Consider the following 23,962-nt stretch of genomic DNA (forward strand, 5'->3'; position numbering starts at 1 on the left):
TGTCTGCTTCGTGCGCATCAGACCGGATCATGCCAGTCCGGGGCGCCGCATACTGTCGGCGCGCCGGGTAACCCGGAGTCATGGCGAACCATGACGAACACCCTTCACGGCGACGTGACCCCGCGCCGCACGAGCGGTGACGCCGTCGTGACGGGACGAAGCCGGGGCGCCGGCGCCGGACGGCCGCCCGCAGCCGTTCCGGCGGCCCGCCCCGGCGACGCTGGAGGTGCCTCGTGACCAGCACGGGTGACCCGGCCGCCGACACCGGGGCCCTGGACGCCGCGTTCGCGGAGACGGTGCGCCGGACCGGCGCGTCCATCGGCGCGCTGTACCTGCTCGGGCCGGACGAGCAGGTGCTGTGCATGGACGTGCTGTGCGGGGCGCCGGCCGATTTCGCCGCACCGTGGACGAGGGTCCCGCTCGCCGCCCCGGCGCCGGTGGCCGACGCCGTCCGCGAGGAGCGCATGGTGTGGCTGGGCAGCCAGGAGCAGATGGCCCGCTCCTACCCGCGCACGGCGATGGCGCTCCCGTACCCGCTGGCGCTGGTCGCCGCGCCGGTCACCGGCGTGCGGTGCTGGGGCACCCTGCTGCTGATGTGGCCGGCCACCCGTCCGCCGCACATGACCCGGCGGGAACAGGGCCACATCGCGTCCAGCTGCCGACGGCTGGCCCGGCTGCTGGAGGAGGCCTTCGAGCACGGCAAGCCCCTGCCCCGCGGCGGACCGCCCCGGGTCCTCCCCACGAGCACCGGACACCGGCTCGCGACGCAGGCGATGGCGGCCGCCGACTTCGCCGAGCGCCTGCCCGGCGGCAGCTGCGCCCTGGACCTGCAGGGGCACTTCACCTACCTCAGTGACAGCGCCTGCGACCTGCTCGGCCGCAGCGCCGGTCAGCTGCTCGGTACCCTGCCCTGGCAGTCCCTGCGCTGGCTGGACGAACCCCCGTACGAGGAGCGCTACCGAGCCGCGGTGATCAGCCGCGAACCCGTCGCCTTCACCGCCTGCCGCCCCCCGGACCGGTGGCTGGACTTCCACCTCTACCCGGACGCCAGCGGCATCAGCGTCCGCATCGTCCCCACCGGCGCGCAGTCACTGCCCTGGTCCGCGCCGCACCAGCTCCCCGACACCACCCCGCCGGCCCGGGCCGGCCGGCTCTACCAGCTCACCCACCTGGCCGCCGCCCTCACCGAGGTGGTCGGCGTCCAGGACGTCGTCGACCTGGTCGCGGACCAGATCATGCCCGCCTTCAGCGCTCAGGGCCTGGTCCTGTCCACCGCCGAGGCCGGCCGGCTGCGCATCACCGGACACCGCGGATACGACCCCGAGATCATCGAGCGGCTCGACGGCCTGTCCCTCGACACCTCCTTCACCCCGGCCGGGCGGGCCATGGACAGCGGCACCCCCGAGTTCTTCTCCGACACCGAGGAGATGCGGCGGGCCTCCCCCGAGGCGCCCCGGATCAGCGACAAACAGGCCTGGGCCTTCCTGCCGCTGATCATCTCCGGCCGTCCCGTCGGGATCTGCATCCTGTCCTACGACCGTCCCCACGTGTTCCCGGCCGAGGAACGCGCCGTCATGGCCTCGCTCGCCGGGCTCATCGCCCAGGCACTCGACCGCGCCCGGCTGTACGACACCAAGCACGAGCTCGCCCACGGCCTCCAGCAGGCACTGCTGCCGCGCGCCCTCCCGGTCGTCGCCGGCCTGCGGGTCGCCGCCCGCTACCTGCCCGCCACCCGCGGGATGGACATCGGCGGGGACTTCTACGACGTGCTCCGGCTCGGCGACAACGCCGCCGCGGCCGTCATCGGCGACGTCCAGGGGCACAACGTCGCCGCCGCGGCGCTGATGGGGCAGGTCCGTACCGGCGTCCACGCCCACGCGGCCCTGGGCACGGCCCCCGGGAGCGTCCTCTCCCGCACCAACCGGCTCCTCATCGATCTGGCCCCCGACCTGTTCACCAGCTGCCTGTACGCGCACTTCGACTTCGTGGGCGGGCGGGTGACGCTGGCCAGCGCCGGCCACCCGCCGCCCCTGCTGCGCCTGCCCGGCCACGGCACCCGTCCCCTGGACGTGACGCCCGGGCCGCTGCTGGGCATCGACCCCGACGCCGAGTTCCCCGGGACCGAGATCCCGCTGACGCCGGGGCTCATGCTCGCCTTCTACACCGACGGGCTCATCGAGACGCCGGGCGTCGACCTCGACGACGCCATCGCCGGTCTCGCCGGCCTTCTCACCCAGGCCGACGACCGGGACCTGGACCGGCTCGTCGACGACCTGCTGGACAAGGCGCGCACGACGGGGCAGCGCACCGACGACATCGCCCTGCTCGTCCTGCGGCACGGCGGTGACGAGCCGGCCACGCGGGCCGGACGGGCCGCCACGGTCGCCGATCACGGGGCGGACGGCGCCGGTGCCGCCGACGGCGTCGCGCGCACCGGCTCAGCCGGCGGTCGCCGTGACCCGCACCGCCGTACGGGAGGGACACCGCCTCGCGGCCGGCACGGGACGCCGGGCGAGCCGGGCGCCGGGTGACCGTGGGGCGCCCGGCCGCAGCCGGGCCGGCGGGTGCCGTGCGTCGGCGGGCGCGGCCGGTCACCGGGACCGCCGGCTCCCCGGCGGGGTCCGCTGCCGGAGGGCGGCCGTGTCAGGCCCGCCCGTGCGCCTCCTGCGAACCCCGGGAGAACGAGTCGATGACGACCGCCGCGAACAGCACCCCGCCCGTGATGACGAACTGGACGGCGGCGGGTGTGTCCGTGATCGCCATGCCGGAGGCGATCGACTGGATCACCAGCATGCCGAGGACCGCCGTCCAGGTCGTGCCGCGTCCCCCGAACAGGCTGGTGCCGCCGATGACGGCGGCCGCGATCGCGTTGAGCAGCAGGACGCCCGAGCCGGACGTCTGGCTCACCGAGGTGATGCGCGACGCCAGGAACAGGCCGCCGATCGCCGCCATGGTGCCCGACACCGCGAGCACCGCGGTCCGCACGCGCGTCACGCTCAGGCTGGCGCGACGGGCCGCTTCGACGCCGCCGCCGACCGCGTAGACCTGCCGCCCGTAGTGGGTGTGCCGGAGCACGACGTCGAGGCCCGCCACGACGACCAGGAAGACGAGGAGCGCGAGCGGCAGCCCCTGGAACCGGTTCAGCACGTACGCGGTGGCGAAGGCGATCACCGCGACGCCTCCGGTGCGCACCGCGACGGAGCCGGTCGAGCGGTGCGGCATGCCCACGGCCTTGCGGCGCCGTCCGTCCTGGTGCAGCACGAGGAAGACCGCGAGGGCGGCGGCCGCCGCCAGGCCGTAGGCGACGGCGTCGTCGGTGAAGTAGTAGCTGGTCAGCCTGGCGACGAGGCCGTTCTCGTCGAGGTTGATGGTGCCGTTGTTGCCCAGGATGGACAGCATGATGCCGTTCCAGGTGAGCAGCCCCGCGAGCGTGACGACGAACGCCGGCACCCGGGTCCTGGCGAAGGAGTACCCCTGCACGGTGCCCGTCACGGTGCCCACGAGCACCGCGATGATCACGGCGAGCCACTCCGGCACCCCGTGGTTCACGTTCAGGACGGCGAACACGGCGGCGGCGAGCCCGCTGATCGAGCCGACCGAGAGATCGAGCTCACCGAGCAGCAGCACGAAGACGATGCCGACCGAGATCAGCCCGGTGCCCACGATGTCGACGCTGAGGTTGGACAGGTTGCGGGGGGACAGGAAGTTCTCGTTGAGGGACTGGAAGATGATCCAGACCGCGGCGAGGACGAGGACGACGGGGAGCTCTCCCAGTTCACCGGCGCTCAGCTTGCGCCGGAGAGCGGCGACCCGGCCCTCCACGATCCGCGCCGCGGCCCGCCCGCGCCGGGGCCGGCCCGCGCCGGCGTCGGACGCGGCGGGTTCGGTCCGCGAGGTGTCCGCCCCGCCGCGCGTCTCGTTCACCATGCCGCCCCCTGGGAGGCCGGCCGGCGCGGCACGTTCTCCGTGGCGCCGGTGATGGAGGCGATGATCTGCTCGTGGGACGCGGTGTTCACGTCGAAGAAGCCGTTGTTGCGGCCGAGCCGCAGCACGGCGGCCCGGTCCGCGAGCGCCTTCACGTCGCCCATGTTGTGACTGATCAGCAGGACTCCCACGCCACGGTCGCGGAGGTGGTCGATGAGGTCCAGGACCTCGTTGGTCTGCTGGAACCCCAGGGCCGCGGTCGGCTCGTCCAGGAGGAGCACCCGGGGGTCGCCGAGGAGCGAGCGGGCGATGGCCACCGTCTGCCGCTGGCCGCTCGACAGGGAGACGACGGGGGCGCGCAGATCGGGCAGCTCCCGGGTCAGCCGTTCCAGCAGGTGCCGCGTGCGGCGCTCCATCTCCACCTCGTCGAGGAAGCCGTACCTGCGCAGCTCCTGCCCCAGGAACAGGTTGCCGACGACGTCGAGGTTCCCGCACAGCGCGAGGTCCTGGTACACGGTGGCGATGCCGAGGTCGCGGGCGTCGTGGGGGCGTTTGACGGTGACCGTGCGGCCCTCCCACTCGACGGCGCCCTTGTCGGCGGGGGCGACCCCGGAGATCACCTTCACCAGGGTGGACTTGCCGGCCCCGTTGTCGCCGAGCAGGGCGACGACCTGGCCGGCGTGGATCTCCAGCTCGATGTCGCTGAGCACCTCGACGACGCCGAAGCGCTTGCACACGCCGTGCAGCGCCAGCAAGGGGGGAGCCGGCACGGGAACCATCTCCTTCCTCGGGGCCGGATCCGGCGGGAACCCGGCTGTCAGGTGAGCCCGGCCTTGCCGCAGGCGGCCCACAGTCCGGGTGCGCAGATCTGCCGGACGGTGTACACGCCGTCCTTCACCAGCGTGTCCTTGATGTTGTCCGCGGTCACGGCCAGCGGGGTCAGCATCACGGCCGCGATCTTCGTCCCGTCGCGCGCGGTCACGGTGTCCTCGGCGACCTTGCCGAGGTTCTCCCCGCGGGCCGCGGCCACGGCCAGCGCGGCGCCGCTCGCGGCCTCGGGGGCGAAGGGCTTGTAGACGGTCATGTACTGGCGGCCGGCCACGATGCGCCGCACCGCCGCGAGTTCGGCGTCCTGTCCGGTGACGGGCGGGATCGGGGCGACCTTGTTGGCGCGCAGGGCGGAGATGCTGCCCGCGGCGAGGCTGTCGTTGGCCGCGTACACCCCGTCGATGTTCCCGGCGCCCAGGGCGGCGATGGCTCCGGTCATGTTCATGTGCGCGACCTCCGCCCTCCACTGGTGGGTGTCGTACGACTTGCCGATCTTCACCCGGCCGGTGAGGACGGACAGCGCGCCCTTCTTGAACAGCGCCGCGTTCGGGTCGCTGGGGTCCCCGTTCATCATGACGATCTGGTCGTCGGGCGCTCTCGAGGCCATGCCCTGCAGCAGGGACGTGCCCTGGAGCCTGCCCACCTGCTCACCGTCGAAGGAGACGTGGCCCGCGATCGGTCCCCCGGCGAGACGGTCGTAGGCGATGACCGGGATGCCCGCCTCGTCGGCCTTGCGGACCGAGGCGGCGAGCGACCGGCCGTCCACGGCCACCAGCAGGATCGCGTCGACCCCTTTGGAGATCATCGAGTCCATCTGCTGCTGCTGGAGCGCCACCTCCCCCTTGGCGTTGGCGTGCTCGACCGTGCATTCCTCGCACAGCTTCTTGATCTTCTCCTCGAGCAGGGGCCCGTCCTGCGTCTCCCAGCGGGCCGTGATGGCGTCCGGCAGCAGCACGGCGATCGTCGGCGCGTCGTCCGCGTTGTCCCGGCCGGGGCCGGTCGCGGTGTTCGGTCCGCAGGCCGTGAGGGCGAGGGCCGCCGACACGGCGGTCACGGCCACGACCGCGTCGCGGATGAAGGCCTTCATGCGGGAGACCTCCCTTCGGCCGGTCTTCGATCCGGGGGTCCACGCGAGCGCGGCCGCGTGGCGCGTGCCGCGGACGTGGCGGCGGGGACACGGCGGGCCCGTGACGACGGGCCCGTACGGGCCGTTCGGCGCGCGACGCCACGGCGGAAGCCGCCGGGGTCAGCCGGGGGACCGGGCCGGCGGGGACGCGCGGTCGCGGCTCCGGCGCTCGTGCGGCAGCCGGCGGACGACGACGAAACGGGAGCCGACCGCCCGCCTGGAACGTGCCGCGCGGAAGCGGCGAGACGACCACCTCGTCAGTCTGACACCGGCCCGGGTGATCTGCGAACGCAGTGCGGACGGCGGAAAGGAAGGGGGACGGGGGAGGGGGGAACGTGAGGAGGGGGCGGTCGGCTGAACGCCCGAAGGGCGGCAGGGAAGGCCGTGGGGAGGCCGGAGGGGGCCTGGGGGACGGCCGGGGGGAAGCCGAGGGGACGCCGGGGGGAGACCGACGAGATCTGTCCGTTCCCTCCGCATATGCGATTCTGGTGTCTGGGTGCCGGATCTCCACCTGTCGACACCTGCTGCCTGTACGGGGAGGTAGGTCGCGGACATGCCTCAAGACGGCCGTGCCCGCGCCGGGGTCTCGGAGCCGCCGGCTCCCGGGTCCGGCGCCGACGACACGGGGGCGCCCCTCCCGGTGCCCGGCTCCACCGCGCACCAACGGGTCCTGGCCTTCGCCGGAGCGGCGCTCGCGGCCGTCTACGTACCCGTCGGGGGCGGCGACGAGCTCCGCCTGGTCGACACCGCGGGGTGCGCCCGTGCCGAGTACGGGCTCCCGGCCCGTCTGTCCCTCGCCGGCGGCTCGCCCGCGGCCCACGCCTGTCGCGGCGACCGGCCCCTGTGGCTCAGCTCCACGGCCCTCGCCGCCTATGCCGAGGGCGGCCCCGTGCCGCCCCGGGCCGAGGCGTCGCTCGCCGCGCTGCCGCTCGGCGCACAGGGCGCGCGCCTGGGCTGCCTCGTCCTCGTCGGGAGCGACCCGCACGGCTTCGACGCCGAACGGCGCCGTTTCCTGGAGCGGTACGCCGACGCGGTCACCGGCCTGCTGCGCACCGGGGCCGACCGCGCGTCTCCGCTGCTCGTGCCCGCCCTGCGGAGACTGGGCGTCGGCTCCTTCGTCCTGGTGCCGGACACCGGCCTGGTCGAGGTGGACGACACCCTGCTCGAACTCGTCGGCATCACGCCGGACGCCTTCGACGGCAAGGCGGAGACCCTGCTCGCGCACGCCCTGCCGGAGGACATGCACGCCCTGATGTCCGTCCTGGAACCGTCCCCCCAGCCCTTCGGCCGACGGGAGCTGGAGTTCCGGGTCCGCTGCCCCACCGGCGAGATGCGCTGGCTGAGCCTGGGGTGCCGCGTGCTGGCGGGCACCGGGGACCGGCCGGAGCGCGTGCTGGGGGTGGTGACGGCGACCTCGGTCCTGCGCCGCGGCGCGGACGACGTCTCCCGGATCCAGTGGCTGACCGCCGCGCTGGACGAGGCCGCGAGCGTCCACGAGGTCGGGCGGCTGGTGGTGTCCGTGCTGCGGGAGCCGCTGGGCGCGGACCGGGTGGCTCTCGCCGAGGCGCGGGGCGACCGGCTCGCGGTCACCGTGCTCGACCCGCCGGAGCCCGCCGCCTGGCCGGAGGCCTGGCGTTCCGCGTGGCGCTCGCAGTGGCCCGACGTGCCGGCCACCGCCGTGCCCGCCCTGCGGACGGCGCTGCGGGACGGCCGGATGGACCTGTGGCCCGCCGGAACGGTCCTCGCACCCGGACTCGCGGGCATCGGCGACGGCGGCCTGGCCGTGCTGCCGCTGCCCGCCAAGGGCCGGGTCGCCGGAGTGTGCCTGGTCGGCTGGGACCGGGTGCACGAGTTCGTGCCCGAGGAGCGGTCCTTCCTGACCGCCACCGCCGCCCTCGTCGGACAGGCGCTCGCGCGCGCGCACGCGCACGACGCCGAGGAGGAGCTCGCGACGATGCTGCAGCGCAGCCTGCTGCCCCGCCGGCTCCCCGAGCTGCCCGGCGGGACGGCCGTCGCCCGCTATCTGCCGGCCCGGCACGGACTGCAGGTGGGGGGAGACTGGTACGACGTCATCGCCCTCACCGAGGACCGCGTGGCCCTGGTCATCGGCGACGTGCAGGGACACAGTGCCGGAGCCGCGACGATCATGGGCCAGATGCGCACCGCCGTCCGGGCCTACGCGGTGGAGGGGCACCCGCCCGACGTGGTCGTCTCGCACGCCAACCGCCTCCTCGTCGGCATGGAGACCGACCTGTTCGCCACCTGCTGCTACGCCGAGGTGGACATGGACGAGGGCACCATCCTCTTCGTCCGGGCCGGACACCTCTCACCGCTGGTGCGCCACCCCGACGGCGGCACCGAGGAGGTGCAGGTCGAGGGAGGGCCTCCGCTCGGGGTGCTGGCGGAGGCCGAGTTCCCGATGACCTCGGTCGCCCTGGCCCCCGGCACGGTGCTCGTCATGGTCACCGACGGCCTGGTCGAGGCCTCCGACCTGCCCCTGGACGTGGGCATGCGGCAGACGCTCGCCGCGCTCGCGGCGGCGGAGCCGGCCGATCCCGGGCGCATGGCCGACCGGCTGCTCGGCGACGGCGGCCGGCGTGAGGACGACGTGGCGCTGCTGCTGCTGCGCTACGACGGCATGAAGACCCGCCCGATCAAGGCCGGCTGGGCGGTGTGGCGGCTGCCCGACGCCGTGATGCACGCCCGTCGCTTCACCGCCCGCACCCTGCGCCGGTGGCAGGTCGGGGAAGCGGCCGACGCGGTGCTGCTGGTCGTGTCCGAACTCGTCACCAACGCCCTGGTGCACACCCAGGGGCCGGTCCACATCGACCTGATGCTCCGCGGGGACCGGGTCCGGGTCGGCGTGAGCGACTCCTCGCCCCGCGCGCCGGCCAAACCGGTCATCGTGGACTGGGAGGCGACCGGTGGCCGGGGGCTGCTGCTGGTCGAGGCGGTGTCGGACTCCTTCGGCTCGATGCCGGTGGCCGGCGGGAAGCTGGTGTGGAGCGAGATCGTCGTACCGCGGGGCGAGCCGGCCGCCGGGGAGCCGGCGTCCCCGGGGGAGCCGGGGGGCCCGCCGTGAGGGCCCGCGGACGGTACGTCGCCGCCGCCCTCGTCGCGGGGCTCATGACGCTGTCCGCCGTCTCCTGCCAGGGGCGGGGCGACGGCGGCCCGGACGGCTTCACCGTCGGCCTGCTGCTCCCGAGCCGTTCGCTGGCGCGGTGGGAGCAGTCCGACAAGCCGCTCATCGAGCAGCGGCTGAAGGAGCTGTGTCCCGACTGCGCCGTGCAGTACGCCAACGCCGAGGACGACGCCGCGCAGCAACGGCAGCAGATGAGCTCCATGATCACCAAGGGGGTGGGGGTGCTGATCCTCGACGCCGCCGACACCAAGGCGCTGCGCTCCTCGATCCAGGAGGCGCGCAAGGCGGGCGTCCCCGTCGTCGCCTACGACCGGCTCGCCGAGGGCCCCGTCTCGGGCTACGTCGGCTTCGACGGCGGCCGGGTCGGTGAACTCCAGGGCGAGGCGCTGCTGAAGGGCATGGGGGACCGCGGCGGCGACCGGACCGTCGTCATGATGAACGGCGACCCGAGGAGCCCGAACGCGGCCTGGTACAGGTCGGGCGCGCTGTCCGTCATCGAGGGCAAGGTGACGATCGGACGGTCCTACGACATCCAGAGCTGGAACACGGAGAACGCCCACGCCCGCATGTCCGCCGCCATCGCCGCCCTGGGCCCGGACCGCATCGGAGGTGTCCTGGCCGCCAACGACGCCATCGCCGCGGGCGTCGTCGCGGCCCTGAAACGCGCCGGCGTCCGGCAGTTCCCGCCCGTCACCGGCCAGGACGCCGAACTCGGCGCCGTGCGCCGCATCCTCCAGGGCGAGCAGTACATGACGGTGTACAAGCCCTTCCGGCAGGAGGCCGCGGCCGCCGCCGCCATGGCCGTCGCCCTGGGGCGCGGCGGGGACGCCGGCGACGCCGCCACGACGACGATCGACAGCCCCACCACCCGGAACATCCCGTCCGTCCTGCTCACCCCCAGGGCGGTGACGGTCGACACCATCGCGCGGACGCTGGTCAAGGACGGCGTGTACACGGTCGACCAGATCTGCACCCCGCGCCTGCGGGCCGCCTGCGAGAAGGCCGGGCTAATCCCGTAGAGGAAACCGGCGGGACCAGGCACGACGCGCGCCGCATCACTCTCCGTGCCCGGATCGCCGCCCTGTGTTGCGGGACCTCGTGCCCGGTGCGACCGTGTACGGGGGGCGAGATCGACGGCCCCGCAAGGGACGGCCTTGCGCGGCCCCGGTCCCACCGCGCCGACATCCGGCCGCATCGCGGCCCGCCCTCCCCGGCCCGTGCCGGAGGGCGATCGGCGCGCGTCCACGTAACGGGGGGACGCACAGAAAGCGGGAAATCCCATGGCGAACGGACCCATGAACAGGGGCGTCTTCGGCGAGCAGCCCGACGGGCACCACGGTCCCCTCGGAAGCTCCGGCACCGAGTTCACCGGCCGGTACGTGATCGTGTTCGACCCGAGAGACCAGGAGAGCGGACTGAACGCGCTGAGTTCCGCCGCCGCCATCGCACCGGTGGAACGCGTCATGGGAAGCGAGACCACGAACGTCGGGGAACTCCTCGAGCGCCCCGACGTCTCCGTGCACTTCCCGGACCTCGGCGTCGCCGTCGTCGAGGTGCCGCCCGAGAAGCGCCACTCGCTGGTCACCACCGCCGAGGCGGAGACCTCGATCATCGCGGCGGAGCCGGAACGCATGGTCTACGCCTTCCCGGTCACCGCCCCGCAGCAGGCACCGACCGAGTTCTTCCCGGCCTACCGCAGCGACGAGGAAGTGGTCACCCGCCACTCCCGGGCGGAGATGGCCGCCGGCCAGGGACCGGCCTGGGACGAGCAGCGGTGGACCTGGGGCCTGCAGGCGATCCGGGCCGACATGTCCCACCTGACCGGACGCGATGTGAAGATCGCCGTCCTCGACACCGGCGTGGACACCCACCACCCGGACTTCGCCGGCCGCATCGAGGCGACGGAATCCTTCGTGCCCGGCGAGGCCGTCGAGGACGGCAACGGCCACGGCACCCACTGCATAGGCACCGCGGCCGGCCCCGCCGAACCCCATGAGGGCCCCCGCTACGGCGTGGCCTGCGACGCCAGGATCCTCGCGGCCAAGGTGCTCAGCAACGCGGGCACCGGCACCGACGGCCAGATCATGGCGGGCATGGCCTGGGCCGTCTCCCGCGGCGCACGGGTGATCTCCATGTCCCTCGGCGCCCCCGTCCGGCCGGGTGAGATCTTCCCGCAGACGTACGAGATCCTGGCCAAGCGCGCGCTCGAACGCGGCACGGTGATCGTCGCCGCCGCCGGCAACGACAGCCGCCGGCCCCCGCGCATCGAGCCCGTCAGCCGTCCCGCGAACTGTCCCTCCATCCTCGCGGTGGCCGCCCTCGACAAGGCGATCACCCCGTCGTTCTTCTCCAACGGCGGCATCAACGGCCAGGGCGGCGAGATCGACATCGCCGCGCCCGGCCGGGACGTGCGCTCGGCCCGTCCCGGCGGCGGATACCAGAACCTGAGCGGCACGAGCATGGCCACACCGCACGTCGCCGGTGTCCTGGCCCTGCTCGTCGAGGCGAACCCCGCGGCCTCCGCCGCGGACATCATGACCGCTCTGAAGGCCGGCGCGTTCCCGCTGGCGCAACCCGTCCGGGACACCGGCGCGGGCCTCCTCCAGGCGCCGTGAGCGAGCCGTCCCGGCCCGGGCCGGTCGGGGTCGTCCTCGCGGTCGACCCCGACCGGTTCACGGAGGTCGTCGAGGCCCTGCGGCGGGCCGGGCTGACGGTCACGGGCGAGCAGCCGGTCGTCGGCACGCTCTCCGGCACCGTCGCCGAGGACCGCGTCGAGGCCCTGCGGGCCGTCGACGGCGTCGACGCCGTCGACCGGGAGCGCACCGTCAGGCTCCCTCCGCCCGACGCGCCGGTCCAGTGAACACCGGGACGCCTCCCGCGGGTTCGCCCCGGCGCCGGCTCAGCTCATGAGACGGCTGCCGATCGACCGGGCCGCCTCGGCGTGGGCGAGGTACTCCACGATGTGGTGGGCCCGGTCCCGGGCGTTGAGGACGGCGAGGTCGGTCAGACCGTCCGCCCAGTCGTCGCCGAGCGGGCACCCGATGGTCACCGGGTCGGTCGGACACCAGACGTTGAACCAGTCCGCCACCTTGTCCGGACGCTTCGGCCCGCCGACGAGCAGCCTGGTGTACACGCTGTCCAGGCCGAGCGGGCTCCCCGCCGTGGTCAGGTGCACCAGGTGCACGCCGGGGGAGAGCCGGGTGACGAGATCCAGGCCGACGACCGTGCCGAGGCTGTGCGCGACGAGCACGACGTCCCCCTCCTGCGGCATCGTGTCGAGCACACAGTCCAGCACCTCGTCCCGGATCCGCCGGTCCTCGAGGTAGGCGGCGACGTCACGGAAGACCAGCGCGATGGCCCAGGCGTCGAGGTCGCTGCGGGCGGCCAGCCAGCTCAGCTGCCGCTGCAGGGCCCCGACCAGGTCGCCCGCGCCGATCCGTTCGGTGGCCAGCTGCCGTTGCGGCGGCACCTCCCACCGCGTCGCCGCCTCCGCGACGATCTCCTCGTACACCGCGCGGGCGGCGGGCGTGACGGGAGCGACGACCTCCGCCGCCGTGGCAGCCGGAGCCTCCACGACGCGGGGAACGGCCTCGTGCGCGGTGAGGGCACGCGCCAGCCGGTCGCCGTAGTACGGGAACCAGACGTCCGCCGGGTCCACCGGAGCGAGCCCGGCGCGGACGAGCCCCTGGTTCAGTCCGGCTGCCCAGGTGCGGCGCAGCTGCTCGGGGTCCTTGCCCTCCTGCGAACGACCGTGCAGGAAGACCAGGTGCCGGTGGCCGCCGAACGCGCCCTCCCGGGCCCGCAGCCCCGCACGCGCGGCGGCGCTCTCGGCGCTCGGGCGCGGCACGCCGAGGGCGGCCGCCGGGGCCGCGGCGGTTCCGGCGACGGCGGCCGGAGCCGCGGCCGCCACCGGACCGGCGACGGGCGACGGGGCCGCCGCCGGGCCGGCGGCGGCCTGCGCGAGACCCAGCCCGGCCTCCGGACCCAGCCCGGCCAGCAGCGCCCGCTCACCGGGGGTGAGCGGCAGCGCGGCGAGGTGTCTCAGGACGGAGCTGATGCGTACGCCCTCGTTGGCCAGCCAGTCGATGGCGTCGTCGCCGTCGCCCGGCTGCCAGACCCGGCCGTCACGGCGCAGGACGCGGCCCTGGCCGTCGGTGCGGGGCACACCGCTGTGGTGCAGCGCGACGACCTCCCACTGGTCGTTGAAGACCGGCGACCCCGAATTGCCCGGCTCGGTGTCCGTCCAGTAGTGCAGGAAGTCGTCCAGGCGCACCTTGAGCATGTTGTCGCGTACGGCGATCTCCTTCAGACGGCCCATCGGATGACCGACGACGTTGACCGGCTCGCCGATCACCAGCTTGCCGGGCTGGGCGCTGAGCCGGTTCCAGCCGAACGTCTCTCCCGGCGGCCGCCCGTCGGCGCCGGCGGCGACCAGCACCAGCGCGTAGTCGAGGCGCTCGTCCGTCACGAAGAAACCGTCCGGGTCCAGCTCCAGCCGCGTCGGCGACTGCGGGGTGTTGTCGACGGTGACCTGGGCGTCGAACTCCACGAAGCACTGCCGGGCGGCCTCCGCGTCGGTGAGCACGTGATGATTGGTCATCAGCAGGCCCGGCGACACGAGGAAGCCGGTGCCGAGCGGCAGTTCGCGGCCGTTCTCCCGCACCGAGATCCGGGCCACCGTACGGGCCGCCCGCGCACCGCGCGGCAGGAAACTCCACGCCTGCAGCTCCTTGGACGCCCCGAGGATGCGCTCGTACGCGGCGGGCGCCGTCAGCGGTTCGCCGCGGACGGCCTCCACCGCCATGGCGGCCGGCACCGCGTGCCGGTCGAGCAGCCGGGCCGCGCGCGCGGCGAGCGCCTCCCGCGAGTCCGGGAAGGCGACCCCGGCGTCCTGCTGCCGCTCGACCGCGCGGCGCTCGTCGCCGGTCTCGCCGTACCGCGCCGCGGCCGCCGCGAGCTGGTGGTCCCGCTCCCGGCGTGACCTGTCCGCCGTTCCCATGTCAGGCCACCGTCCCTCCGGCGGAGTGCCACGGCACGAAGGCGTTGGTCAGACCGGCGAGCGCGGTGCGCAGCTCCGGATGGTGGCGCAGCAGCACCGTGATCATGCTGTTGTCGTCGATCCAGGCCATGCCGGCCTTGGAGTACACCTCGGGGGTGTAGTACTCGGTGAAGAAGCGGTCGCTGTTGAGCCGCCGCGAGGCCATCAGGATGAAGATGCGGAACGCCGTGTCGCTGAAGGCGAACCCGGCCGGCAGCTTCTCCGCGTACAGCCCGACCATGAGGTCGACCTTCTCGATGTCCCCCTCGTAGAGCTGCTCGATCTGCTCCGCCCGCGCCCGGTTCTCCGTCAGTTCCAGGAAGTTCGCCGCGGGCTTCAGCCGCAGCAGCCGCCGGAACTCGTTGTAGCGGGGCACGCCCAGCTCGCGGGAGCGCAGGATGTCGGTGGCCGCGAGGTCCTGCAGATGCCCGTCCGGACGCTCGAACTCCTGCAGGAACTTGGGGAAGTTGAACAGGGTGACCAGCCCGGGGTGGAGGGTGCCGAAGCTGTAGAGCAGATCGGCCATCCCGGTCGTCTCCAGGAACTTCAGCGCTCCCGGCCCCGCGATGTCGCGCAGCGTGCAGTGGCGCAGGGTGGCGTCGTCGGCGACGGAGCGCAGGTGCCAGTCGTCGCGGACCAGCGGGTGCATGCGGTAGACGGCCACGAACTCCTCGGTGATGGCGAACGGGACGCCGTAGTGGTCGGTCTCGCCCCCCATGATGCCGCTGACGACCTCGCTGTCGCTGACCCGGCCGAAGAGGTCGTGCACGCGTTCGCCCGCGACGCCCCACCAGTTGGCGCGCAGCGCCTTGACGGTGGTGGGGTGGCTGAGCACGGCCGGGGTCCACTCCACGGTGTGGATCTTGGCGAGGAGCGCGGCGTTGACGAGCCGGGCGCGCTGGAACAGCTCCTCGTCGCCCCACGACGGGTACGCGCCGTGCAGGTGGTCGCAGATCGCGTTGTGCTCCCGCGCGAACAGGTCGTGCATCATGGCGAGACCCAGCCAGAACCCGGGGACGCGGGAGGGATCGCGGGCGGGGTCCGAGCGGACCGGGGACTGCTCGTCGTCCCACAGGTGCAGCTTGCCCGTCTCGCCGGTGCGCAGCAGGCGCTGCTCGGTCTCGTTCGCGCCGTAGATCTGGGAGGCGTCCCACCAGTGGGAGGACACGTTCACCCGCGTGTCGGGGGTCCCGGCGGGCGCCCGCGGGTCACGGGTCGGGTCGTCCGGCGTGCGCATGATGCGCATGGGGTGCTCCGGCCACGGGTCGTCGTCCAGGAGGGGGACCTCCCAGGGCCGGTCCGTGGGGCTCGTCCCGTGGCTGAACCAGTCCCGGACCATGAACTGGAGCCAGGCGGCCACCAGGGAGTTGACCGAGGTGGCCGGGATGAGCTCGTCGCGGGTGAGCAGGGCGCGGCTGACGTCGCGCGGGTTGGGACGGGACAGGACGTCCTCGGGGGTGGCGGGAGCGATCCGGTCCAGCGGGATGTTCCGGCCGAAGCGGGTGCCCGCCATGCCCATACGGGGCTCGTCGAGGTCGTTGTGGCTGCCGTCGGCGGTCCGGTTGACCCGGTGCGTCTCGGAAGGGGGCGCGGGGTCGGGCAGCGAGACCGAGGGCAGCCGGCCGGTGTCGTGCAGGTTCTCCTGGCGGAGCCTGACGCGCAGCCCGAGGAGCGTCAGCAGGCCGGGGATCACGGGCAGCCGGTCCCAGCCGACGCGCCGGTCCAGCCACTGGGCGCCGGCGGTGACGATCCGCCAGGGCAGGGACGTACGGTATCCGGCCGTCGAACGCGGTGCGCCACGTCGTTGCTTGCTCATCGTGGTACTCCTTGCGCGGCGAGGATCACGTCGCTCGCCTTCTCGCTGATCATGTAGATGGGGGTGGCGACGAAGAAGCCGGGAATGCGGGGAAAGACCGAGGCGTCGACGATCCGCAGACGGTCCACCCCGCGCACCCGGAAGTCGCTGTCGACGACGGCCGAGGGATCGTCCGCCCGCCCCATCCGGCAGGTGCAGGACGCGTGGTGGCCCCAGGCCTCGTCCTGGACGAACCGGCGGATGTCCGCGCGGCCCCGGACCCCCTCTCCGGGCCACAGTTCCTCGACGATCACGGAACCGGCCCTGCGGTTCATCCCGCGCACGAACTCCACGGCCTCCGCCATGGCGTCGAGGTCCACGTCGTCCTTGTCCGTGCCCTCGGTGAAGTAGTGGAAGTTCACCAGCGGGGTGTCACGGGGATCGGTGGAGCGCAGCCGCACCCGGCCCCCGGTGTTGTGGGTGCGGCTCTTGAGGATCGCCCACGTGAAACGGTCCCGATGACGCGTCAGGTCCATGGAGTAGCCGGGGTAGTAGCCCCGGAAGTCGAAGGGGCCGCCGAAGACGAACAGGTCGGGCGCGTCCAGCGACGGGCGGGACTTGCGGGTGACGCCGACGACGGCGCCGTTGGTCGTGTACACCCCCTCGCCCCGCTGCCAGGCCCGGTGGCAGGGGTCCGGTTCGGTTCCCGGTCCCGGCGCGTGGAAGCCGCAGTCCCCGACGGCCGGGAACGCGCGGGCCGTCCGGCTGACCACACCCACCTCGTAGCGGTCCTGGAGACCGCCGCCGACGCCCTGGAGGCCGACCCGTACGGGGATGCCGTGCCGCCGCAGCTCCTCACGCGGCCCGATGCCCGACAGCATCAGCAGCTGGGGCGTGTTGAACGCCCCCGCCGCCAGGATCACCTCACGGGAGGCGAGGACCCTGCGCGGGGTCGGCGGCCCGCCGGCCGGCCGGCTCGCGGGGTCGGCCCGGTAGGCGTGCGCCTCGTCCAGGTAGTCGACGCCGGCGGCCGCTCCGCCGTCGTCCAGCACCACCCGGGCCGCCAGCGCGTTCGTGCGGACCACCAGCAGGTCCGGGTGGCTTCGCCGCACCTCCTGCACGCGCTCGCGCACGGCGCTGCGGCGGCCGTTCGCCGTGGAGATCGGGATCTGCCACAGCCCCTGCAGGGCACGCGTCTGCACCCGCCAGTCGTTGGGGTCGACGAAGGAGCCGTAGCCCTCCAGCGGGGACAGCGGCCGGTCGAGGAAGTCGACGAGCGTGTCCTTGGCGGCGGACAGGATCACCTTCAGCAATTGCTTGTCCTGCACGGCCAGTTCGGGATCGGCGAGGGCGGTCGGCAGCCAGCCGTCGAAGCCGTGCCGGGCGTCGTTGCGGTACCGGGCGGCGGTGAGGGGCAGGGCCTTGAGCAGGGCGGCCAGCAGCGGGTTGGCCGGCGGTTCCTTGGGCCTCGGCCGGTAGGTGCAGCGCTCCAGCCGTTCGAAGTAGCGGCGCATGGCCGTGCTGTGCCACGTGGCGTCGCCGGTCTCCGCCGCGATGGCGTCCCAGTCGCTGTTGTACGGGTAGACGGTGATCAGCGCGTGGTGCGCGGTGCACCCGCCGACCGTCCCGGCCCGGGGGTAGAGGATGCCCCGCTCCGGCACGAGTTTGCTGTCGCGCCGCTGCCGGTCCTCGTCGGCGTAGTGCCGCACGAAGTAGTTCCAGCACTGGACGGGGTCCTCGGAGGCGTCCGCGTGGAAGGCAGGGACGAGGTAGGTGTCGTTCTCCTCGGCGCCGCCCGCGTCGAGGAGCAGGGTGCGCCGGCCCGCCGCGGCGAGGTTGGCCGCCAGCGGCCCGCCTCCCGCGCCGGCGCCCACGACGACGTACTCGAAGCCGGTCTCGGCCGGGGGAGGGGCGGCACCGGGGTCCGCCGTCACTTCCGCCGCCCCTTGCGCGAGGTGCCGAGCGAGACGCCGGCCGCCACGGCCAGGGCCGTGTTGGTGGCCGAGATGAGCGTGGTCAGCGCGCCGGTGCGCGGCGGCAGCCGGCCGCTCAGGGCGAGCATGGCCGCGGTCGCGGTGTCGCTGCCGTGGATCAGGACGCCCTCGCGCAGGTCCTCCCTGAGCCGCTCGTCGCGGTAGGTCAGCAGGTCGAGCCCGAGCAGGACGGTCCGGATCCCGAACAGCCGGAAGGCGTAGATCGCCGCCGGACTGAGCGGTTCACGGGCGTCGGGGTCGAGGCGCCGGATGAGCAGGTCCGGTGCCAGCAGCCCGGTGGCGCCGTTGAAGACGCGGATTCCGGCGAGTGCGTAGAGCGAGGCGGGACGAGTGACGGCACGGTGCCTGGCCATCGTGTCTCCTGAGGGGTGGAGTGATGTGTGCGGCGGTGGGAACTACTGCCGAACCTCCCGGAAAGGGGGAAGAAAACGCCCCTGGAAGCACTCCGCCTTCCACGTTAGGGGAGCCCCTGCCCCGCTGCACCTCGGGCGCGTGAGGACGACGTCGCGCGCCCGTACGATCCGTGCCGCCCGCCGTCCCTCACTCGTGGACCGGCCGGCGAACCCTCGCCGGCCGGTCCGGGCGCCGTGCGCTGCGGCGCCCGTGGGTCAGAGCGCCGTGCCCCAGGTGTGGGCCACGTCGACGACGAGGTGGTCGGCCAGCCGCAGCACCCGGAAGGGCAGCCGGGCCCGCACGCCGAGGCCGATCTGGGTGTCGCCCTCGAAGCTGCCGACGAACCGTGCGTCGCGGAAGGTCTGGTAGCCGGTGAGGTCGACGCCGTGCAGGGGCAGGCCGGCCCCTCCGGGGTAGGTGGGCAGGCCCGTGTCGGGGTCGTAGGCCGGCGCGTGCACCCGCACTTCCAGGACGGCTCCGCCGCCCACGGCGATGGGCCGGCCCGAGCCGTCCTGGTAGATGCGGTCGACGTACCGGACGGAGTGGCCGAGGTCGGCTCCGGCGGCCCCGGGGATGTCGACGACCAGCCGGTCGTAACAGTCGTGACGGCCGGTCCTGGCGTACTGCACCGGCTCCGCCGAGGCGGCGGTGTACGACTTGTCCAGGCTTCCCCAGCCGGTGGGGCAGGCGGCGACGGCCTGCGCGGCGGCGGCCGGAGCGGCCTGCGCCGGTACGGCCGCCACGGCCAGGGTGGCGGTCATGAGGGCCGTCGCGGCCCAGACGGTTCTGCTTCGCACCATGGTGTCCCCCGAAGAGTCCGTGTGTCTGATATCGGGTGAGACATCCGGGGCGGCCCGATGGTTGCGCTGTTCCGCGGTCGCACGCGGCCGTGCGCCGGGCATGCGGGGAGTGACCGGCGCCGCCGCACGGGACGCGCCGGGCGGGCCCCGGCCGCCCGTGCCCGCCGCTCCCGACGGGGGAGCGGCCCGGCCCGGATCCCCTCCTGACGAGGGCGGTGCGCGGGTAGTCTGCCGCAGATGAGGGTGGGCACCGGGACGACCCGGCTGGTCGTGCTGCGGGGCAACAGCGCCTCGGGGAAGTCGTCCGTCGCGGCCGGCCTCCGCGACAGGTTCGGCCGCGGGCTGGCCCTGGTCGGCCAGGACAACCTCCGGCGGGTCGTGCTGCGCGAGCGCGACCGGCCCGGAGCGGCGAACATCGGGCTGATCGACACCGTCGCCCGCTACGCCCTGGACGCCGGGTACCACGTCGTGGTGGAGGGCATCCTGTACGCCGACCACTACGGCGACATGCTCGCCCGGCTGCGAGCCGACCACCGCGGCCCGACCCACGGCTACTACCTGGACGTGCCGCTCGACGAAACGCTCGCCCGGCACGCCCTCAAGCCGATCGCCGACGAGGTCGACGCGAGCCTGCTGCGCGACTGGTACCGGCCGCTGGACCTCCTGCCCGGCGGGGCAGAGACCGTCATCGCCGCCGACAGCCCCCTCGCCGCGACCGTCGACCGCATCATGCGCGACACGGGCCTGGCCGACCTCCCCGCCCTGGACCGCTGACACGGCCCGGACCCGCCCTCCGCCGCCCCAGCCTCGTGCCGTCCCCAGCCTCGTGCCGTCCCCAGCCTCGTGCCGTCCCCAGCCTCGTGCCGTCCCCAGCCTCGTGCCGTCCTCGTGCCGTCCCCGTGCCGTCCCCGTGCCGTCCCCGTGCCGTCCCGTCCCCGTCCCGTTCCGGCCGCGGGGACGGACGGCGCGCGGTGTCAGGCGGGCGGCGGGCCCGGCGGGGCGCGGGGCCCCCCCCCCCGGGGGCCCCCCCCCCCGCGGCCCCCCCCCCCGCCCCCCCCCCCCCGGGGGGGGGGGGGGGGGGGGGGGGGGGGGGGGGGGGGGGGGGGGGGGGGGGGGGGCGGGGGGGGGGGGGGCCCCGCGCGGGGGGGGCCCCGGGGCCCCCGCCCCCCCCCCCCGGCCGCATCCGGCCGGTGTCGTCGGCCTATTCGACCTCGGCCCAGTCGAGGGTGCGCTCCACGGCCTTCTTCCAGCCCGCGTACCCTTCCGCGCGCTGGTCGTCGGACCACTTCGGCTCCCAGCGCTTGGACTCCTGCCAGTGGGTGCGCAGTTCGTCCGTGTCCTGCCAGAAACCGGTGGCGAGGCCCGCCGCGTAGGCGGCCCCGAGCGCCGTGGTCTCGGCGACGACCGGCCGGCTGACCGGGACGCCGAGCACGTCCGCCTGGATCTGCATGCACAGGTCGTTGGCGGTCACCCCGCCGTCGACCTTGAGGACGTCCAGGTGGACCCCGGAGTCCTGCTCCATGGCCTCGACGACGTCACGGCTCTGGTAGCAGATGGCTTCCAGGGTCGCCCGGGCCAGATGGCCGTTGTCGTTGTAGCGGGCGAGGCCGACGATCGCGCCGCGGGCGTCGGAGCGCCAGTACGGGGCGAACAGGCCGGAGAACGCGGGGACGAAGTAGATGCCGCCGTTGTCCTCCACGGTGCGCGCCAGGGTCTCGCTCTCGGCCGCGTTGTTGATGACCTTCATCTGGTCGCGCAGCCACTGCACGGCGGACCCGGTGACCGCGATGGAGCCCTCCAGGGCGTAGACCGCCGGCTCGTCGCCGAACTGGTAGGCCACGGTGGTGAGCAGGCCGCTTCGCGAACGCACCAGCTCGGTGCCGGTGTTCAGCACGAGGAAGTTGCCGGTGCCGTAGGTGTTCTTGGCTTCGCCCGGCGCGTAGCAGACCTGTCCGACCGTGGCGGCCTGCTGGTCGCCGAGGACCCCGCTGATGGGGATGGCGGCCCGCAGCGGGCGTGTGGTGCGGGTGACGCCGTACGCCTCGCGGTGGGAGGAGGGGTTGATGGTGGGCAGCATCTCCCGGGGGATGTCGAAGAAGCCCAGCAGCTCGTCGTCCCAGTCGAGGGTCTCCAGGTCCATCAGCATGGTGCGGCTGGCGTTGGTCACGTCGGTGGCGTGGATACCGCCGTCGGGTCCGCCGGTCAGGTTCCACAGGACCCAGGCGTCCGTGTTGCCGAACAGGGCGTGGCCCTGCCGGGCGGCCTCGCGGACGCCGTCGACGTTCTCCAGGATCCACTGGATCTTGCCGCCGGAGAAGTAGGTCGCCGGCGGCAGGCCCGCCTTGCGGCGGATGACGTCGCCCCGGCCCGAGCGTTCCAGGGCGGCGGCGATGGAGTCGGTCCGGGTGTCCTGCCAGACGATGGCGTTGTAGTAGGGGCGTCCGTTGCGCGGATCCCACACCACGGTGGTCTCCCGCTGGTTGGTGATGCCGATCGCCGCGAGGTCCTCCGCGGTCAGGTCGCCCTTGCGCAGAGCGGTCTGCATCACCGAGTTGGTGCGCTCCCAGATCTCCACCGGGTCGTGCTCCACCCAGCCGGACCGCGGAAGGAACTGGGTGTGCTCCAGCTGGTGCCTCGCCACCTCGTTGCCGGAGTGGTCGAAGATCATGAATCGGGTGCTGGTGGTGCCTTGGTCCACCGCTCCCACGAAGTCAGCCATGGTGTGCCGCCTCTGTTGCGGGGGTCAGCGCTCGGGGGTGGGGACGCGGCCGGGGGGCTCGGGTTCGGCCGTCGGCAGGAACCGCCCGACGAGGAACTTGTACAGGAAGGCGCCGAGCAGGCCGCCGATCAGGGGGCCGAGGATCGGGACCCAGAAGTAGAAGTTGCCGTACTGATCTCGCCACGCGGTGCCGTAGCCCGTGATGAAGCTGGCCAGACGGGGTCCGAAGTCACGTGCCGGATTGATCGCGTAGCCGGCGTTCGTGCCCCAGGCCATGCCGATGGCCACGACGATCAGGCCGACGATGAAGGGGGCCAGGTTCGCGCCGGGCGGATTGTTGAGCAGGTCGGTGACGGCCATGATCAGCAGCAGCAGGATCGCGGTGCCGATGACCTGGTCGCGGAAGGCGCCCCACTCGTGGACCGGCAGGTTCGGGTTGCCGTTGGCCGGGAGGGTGGAGAAGACGCCCTGTGTCTTGAAGGTGTGACCGGGGTCGGCCTTCGCGAGCGCCTCGGTGTAGTTCCAGCGCACGATGAGGGCCGCGACGAAGGCGCCCGCCGTCTGGGCCACCACGTACGGCGCCACCTTGCGCCAGGGGAACCCCTTGAACGCCGCCAGGGCGACGGTCACGGCGGGGTTGAGGTGGGCACCGCTCAGCCGGGCGGCGACGTAGACGCCGAGGGTGACGCCGATGCCCCAGGCCCAGGCGATGCTGTCGTGGTTTCCGAGACCGCCGGGCGGCGTCGTCAGGGCTCCGCCGGCGACCACCTGGGCCACCACACCACAGCCGAAGAGGATGAGAACCATCGTGCCGGCGAACTCGGCCGACAGTTCGCCGACGAGCCCCGACCGGGTGGATCGTTCAGCCATGAAAGCCCGCTTCCCGCCGGCCCAGGGCCGGCTGTCGACTGCCCGAGCTTTTCTCAGATCAGCATAAGGCGATCATGAATTGACCGCACTTGTAGCGGAAAACACCCGTATTCCGGGAATCCGGCGAGGAGTCCGCCCTCGCTCCACGCGTCCGTCGTGCACGCCCGCCGCGGAGGGTTTCGGACTTTCCGCACGGGGGTGCGCGACGTGGCCTCCGCCCGGTCCGCTCCCCCTATGCTTCTACTCGCTTGTAGAAAATGGCTGCGTGTCCCCGGTTCCCCCGCGGACACGCACGTGGCACGTGAAGGAGTGAACGCCCCGATGGTGTTCAAGAGGTTGCTCGGCTCGCTCGGTGTGGGCGGACCCACGGTCGACACGGTCCTCGACCCCGGCGCCGCCCGTCCCGGGGGCGCGCTGACCGGTCGGGTCCACCTCGAGGGCGGCAGCGCCGACTTCGACATCGAGCACATCGCCCTGGAACTGGTGGCCCGGGTGGAGGCCGAGCACGAGGAGGGCGAGAGCCGGGGGACCGTCGCCTTCGAACGGTTCGTCGTCGGTGGCGGCTTCCGGCTCGCCGCGGGCGAGGAGCGCAGCGTGCCGTTCAGCGTCACGCTGCCGTGGGAGACCCCGGTCAGCGAGCTGTACGGGCAGCCGCTGGGCATCGTGCTGGGCGTGCGGACCGAGCTGTCGGTGGCCGGCGCCAGGGACAAGGGCGACCTCGACCCGCTGACGGTGGCCCCGCTGCCGACGCAGGAGGCGGTCCTGGAGGCCCTCGGCCGGCTCGGCTTCGGCTTCGCGTCCGCCGACCTGGAGTACGGCCGCATCGGCGGCACCGGGCAGCGGCTGCCCTTCTACCAGGAGATCGAGCTCACTCCCGCCCCGCAGTACGCGCACCAGGTCAACGAGATCGAGCTGACCTTCCTCGCGCACCCCGGCGGCGTGGAGGTGGTCCTGGAGGCCGACAAGCGCGGCGGGTTCCTCTCCGCGGGGCAGGACGCGCTCACCCGCTTCACCGTCGGTCACCACGACGCGCGCGACTGGGTCCAGGAGGTCGACGGCTGGATCCGCCGGCTCGTCGAGCACCGCGAGTCGTACGGCTCCCCCGCCCTGTACGGACACCACGGCCAGGACGGCCACCCCGAGGGGCACCGCTCCGGCCCGGGCGTCGGTACCGCGGTCGCCGCCGGGGCGGCGGGACTGGCGGTGGGCGTCGTCGGCGGCATGGTCGCGGCCGAGGTCGTCGACGAGGTCGGTGACCTCTTCGAGGGCGACGAGGACGACGAGGGCGGCGAGGACTGAAGCGGCCGTGGGTTGCCCCGGGCACCCGCTTGTT

General features: G+C 73.7%; 17 protein-coding genes. 7 read left to right on the plus strand and 10 right to left on the minus strand.

What is annotated here, in order from left to right; translation table 11 throughout:
* The first annotated feature begins 233 nt into the window (after positions 1-233).
* Positions 234-2,531 (plus strand): SpoIIE family protein phosphatase, encoded by a 2,298-nt coding sequence (locus ACH4F6_RS14220; RefSeq protein ID WP_397960406.1) that lies wholly within the window; start codon positions 234-236, stop codon positions 2,529-2,531.
* Between the two features lie 112 nt (positions 2,532-2,643).
* On the opposite strand, the gene ACH4F6_RS14225 is transcribed toward ACH4F6_RS14220, so the two are convergent.
* Genes ACH4F6_RS14225 through ACH4F6_RS14235 form a run of 3 tightly spaced genes read right to left on the minus strand, consistent with a single transcriptional unit; the run spans position 2,644 to position 5,839 of the window.
* Entirely contained in the window at positions 2,644-3,927 is a 1,284-nt protein-coding gene (locus ACH4F6_RS14225) for a sugar ABC transporter permease (protein ID WP_397960407.1), read from the minus strand.
* Entirely contained in the window at positions 3,921-4,703 is a 783-nt protein-coding gene (locus ACH4F6_RS14230) for an ATP-binding cassette domain-containing protein (RefSeq protein ID WP_397960408.1), read from the minus strand. Before ACH4F6_RS14230 ends, ACH4F6_RS14225 begins: the two co-directional genes overlap by 7 nt.
* 38 nt (positions 4,704-4,741) lie before the next feature.
* Complete coding sequence (locus tag ACH4F6_RS14235; RefSeq protein WP_397960409.1) at positions 4,742-5,839, minus strand: substrate-binding domain-containing protein; 1,098 nt, start codon at positions 5,837-5,839, stop codon at positions 4,742-4,744.
* 592 nt (positions 5,840-6,431) lie between these two features.
* On the opposite strand from ACH4F6_RS14235, the gene ACH4F6_RS14240 reads away from it, so the two are divergent.
* From ACH4F6_RS14240 to ACH4F6_RS14255, 4 genes are all read left to right on the plus strand, one after another.
* Positions 6,432-8,960 carry a SpoIIE family protein phosphatase gene (locus ACH4F6_RS14240; RefSeq protein ID WP_397960410.1) on the plus strand — a complete coding sequence of 843 codons (2,529 nt, stop codon included), beginning with the start codon at positions 6,432-6,434 and terminating at the stop codon, positions 8,958-8,960.
* Complete coding sequence (locus ACH4F6_RS14245; RefSeq protein ID WP_397960411.1) at positions 8,957-10,039, plus strand: sugar ABC transporter substrate-binding protein; 1,083 nt, start codon at positions 8,957-8,959, stop codon at positions 10,037-10,039. Before ACH4F6_RS14240 ends, ACH4F6_RS14245 begins: the two co-directional genes overlap by 4 nt.
* Before the next feature lie 261 nt (positions 10,040-10,300).
* Positions 10,301-11,635 (plus strand): S8 family peptidase, encoded by a 1,335-nt coding sequence (locus ACH4F6_RS14250; RefSeq protein ID WP_397960412.1) that lies wholly within the window; start codon positions 10,301-10,303, stop codon positions 11,633-11,635.
* The gene (locus ACH4F6_RS14255) at positions 11,632-11,880 is read left to right on the plus strand and encodes a hypothetical protein (RefSeq protein ID WP_397960413.1); all 249 of its coding nucleotides are present in this window, start codon (positions 11,632-11,634) and stop codon (positions 11,878-11,880) included. The genes ACH4F6_RS14250 and ACH4F6_RS14255 overlap by 4 nt, the downstream gene beginning before the upstream one ends.
* 39 nt (positions 11,881-11,919) lie before the next feature.
* Here ACH4F6_RS14255 and ACH4F6_RS14260 read toward each other — a convergent pair whose 3' ends face one another.
* The 5 genes from ACH4F6_RS14260 to ACH4F6_RS14280 all read right to left on the minus strand — a co-directional run bounded on the left by ACH4F6_RS14260 (position 11,920) and on the right by ACH4F6_RS14280 (position 19,040).
* Positions 11,920-14,019 (minus strand): trypsin-like serine peptidase, encoded by a 2,100-nt coding sequence (locus ACH4F6_RS14260; protein ID WP_397960414.1) that lies wholly within the window; start codon positions 14,017-14,019, stop codon positions 11,920-11,922.
* 1 nt (position 14,020) lies between these two features.
* Complete coding sequence (locus ACH4F6_RS14265) at positions 14,021-15,874, minus strand: peroxidase family protein (protein ID WP_397960415.1); 1,854 nt, start codon at positions 15,872-15,874, stop codon at positions 14,021-14,023.
* Positions 15,871-17,787, minus strand: coding sequence for a GMC family oxidoreductase (locus tag ACH4F6_RS14270; protein WP_397960416.1), 1,917 nt, complete (start codon positions 17,785-17,787; stop codon positions 15,871-15,873). Before ACH4F6_RS14270 ends, ACH4F6_RS14265 begins: the two co-directional genes overlap by 4 nt.
* A complete protein-coding gene (locus ACH4F6_RS14275) occupies positions 17,784-18,200 on the minus strand; it encodes a hypothetical protein (RefSeq protein ID WP_397960417.1) in 417 nt (138 codons plus the stop codon). The genes ACH4F6_RS14270 and ACH4F6_RS14275 overlap by 4 nt, the downstream gene beginning before the upstream one ends.
* A 255-nt stretch (positions 18,201-18,455) precedes the next feature.
* A complete protein-coding gene (locus ACH4F6_RS14280) occupies positions 18,456-19,040 on the minus strand; it encodes a hypothetical protein (RefSeq protein WP_397960418.1) in 585 nt (194 codons plus the stop codon).
* Between the two features lie 237 nt (positions 19,041-19,277).
* Between ACH4F6_RS14280 and ACH4F6_RS14285 the strand changes: the two genes are divergently transcribed.
* A complete protein-coding gene (locus ACH4F6_RS14285) occupies positions 19,278-19,814 on the plus strand; it encodes a kinase (RefSeq protein ID WP_397960419.1) in 537 nt (178 codons plus the stop codon).
* Positions 19,815-20,241: 427 nt separating this feature from the next.
* Here the strand turns inward: ACH4F6_RS14285 and glpK are convergent, their stop codons facing one another.
* Positions 20,242-21,759 carry a glycerol kinase GlpK gene (gene glpK / locus ACH4F6_RS14290; protein ID WP_397960420.1) on the minus strand — a complete coding sequence of 506 codons (1,518 nt, stop codon included), beginning with the start codon at positions 21,757-21,759 and terminating at the stop codon, positions 20,242-20,244.
* Between the two features lie 24 nt (positions 21,760-21,783).
* Positions 21,784-22,629 (minus strand): MIP/aquaporin family protein, encoded by an 846-nt coding sequence (locus ACH4F6_RS14295; RefSeq protein WP_397960421.1) that lies wholly within the window; start codon positions 22,627-22,629, stop codon positions 21,784-21,786.
* A gap of 321 nt (positions 22,630-22,950) precedes the next feature.
* Here ACH4F6_RS14295 and ACH4F6_RS14300 point away from each other — a divergent pair, with 321 nt between their 5' ends.
* The gene (locus tag ACH4F6_RS14300) at positions 22,951-23,928 is read left to right on the plus strand and encodes a sporulation protein (RefSeq protein WP_397960422.1); all 978 of its coding nucleotides are present in this window, start codon (positions 22,951-22,953) and stop codon (positions 23,926-23,928) included.
* Positions 23,929-23,962 lie beyond the last annotated feature (34 nt).

The organism is Streptomyces sp. NPDC017936, assembly GCF_044328485.1.
Taxonomy (GTDB): Bacteria; Actinomycetota; Actinomycetes; order Streptomycetales; family Streptomycetaceae; genus Streptomyces.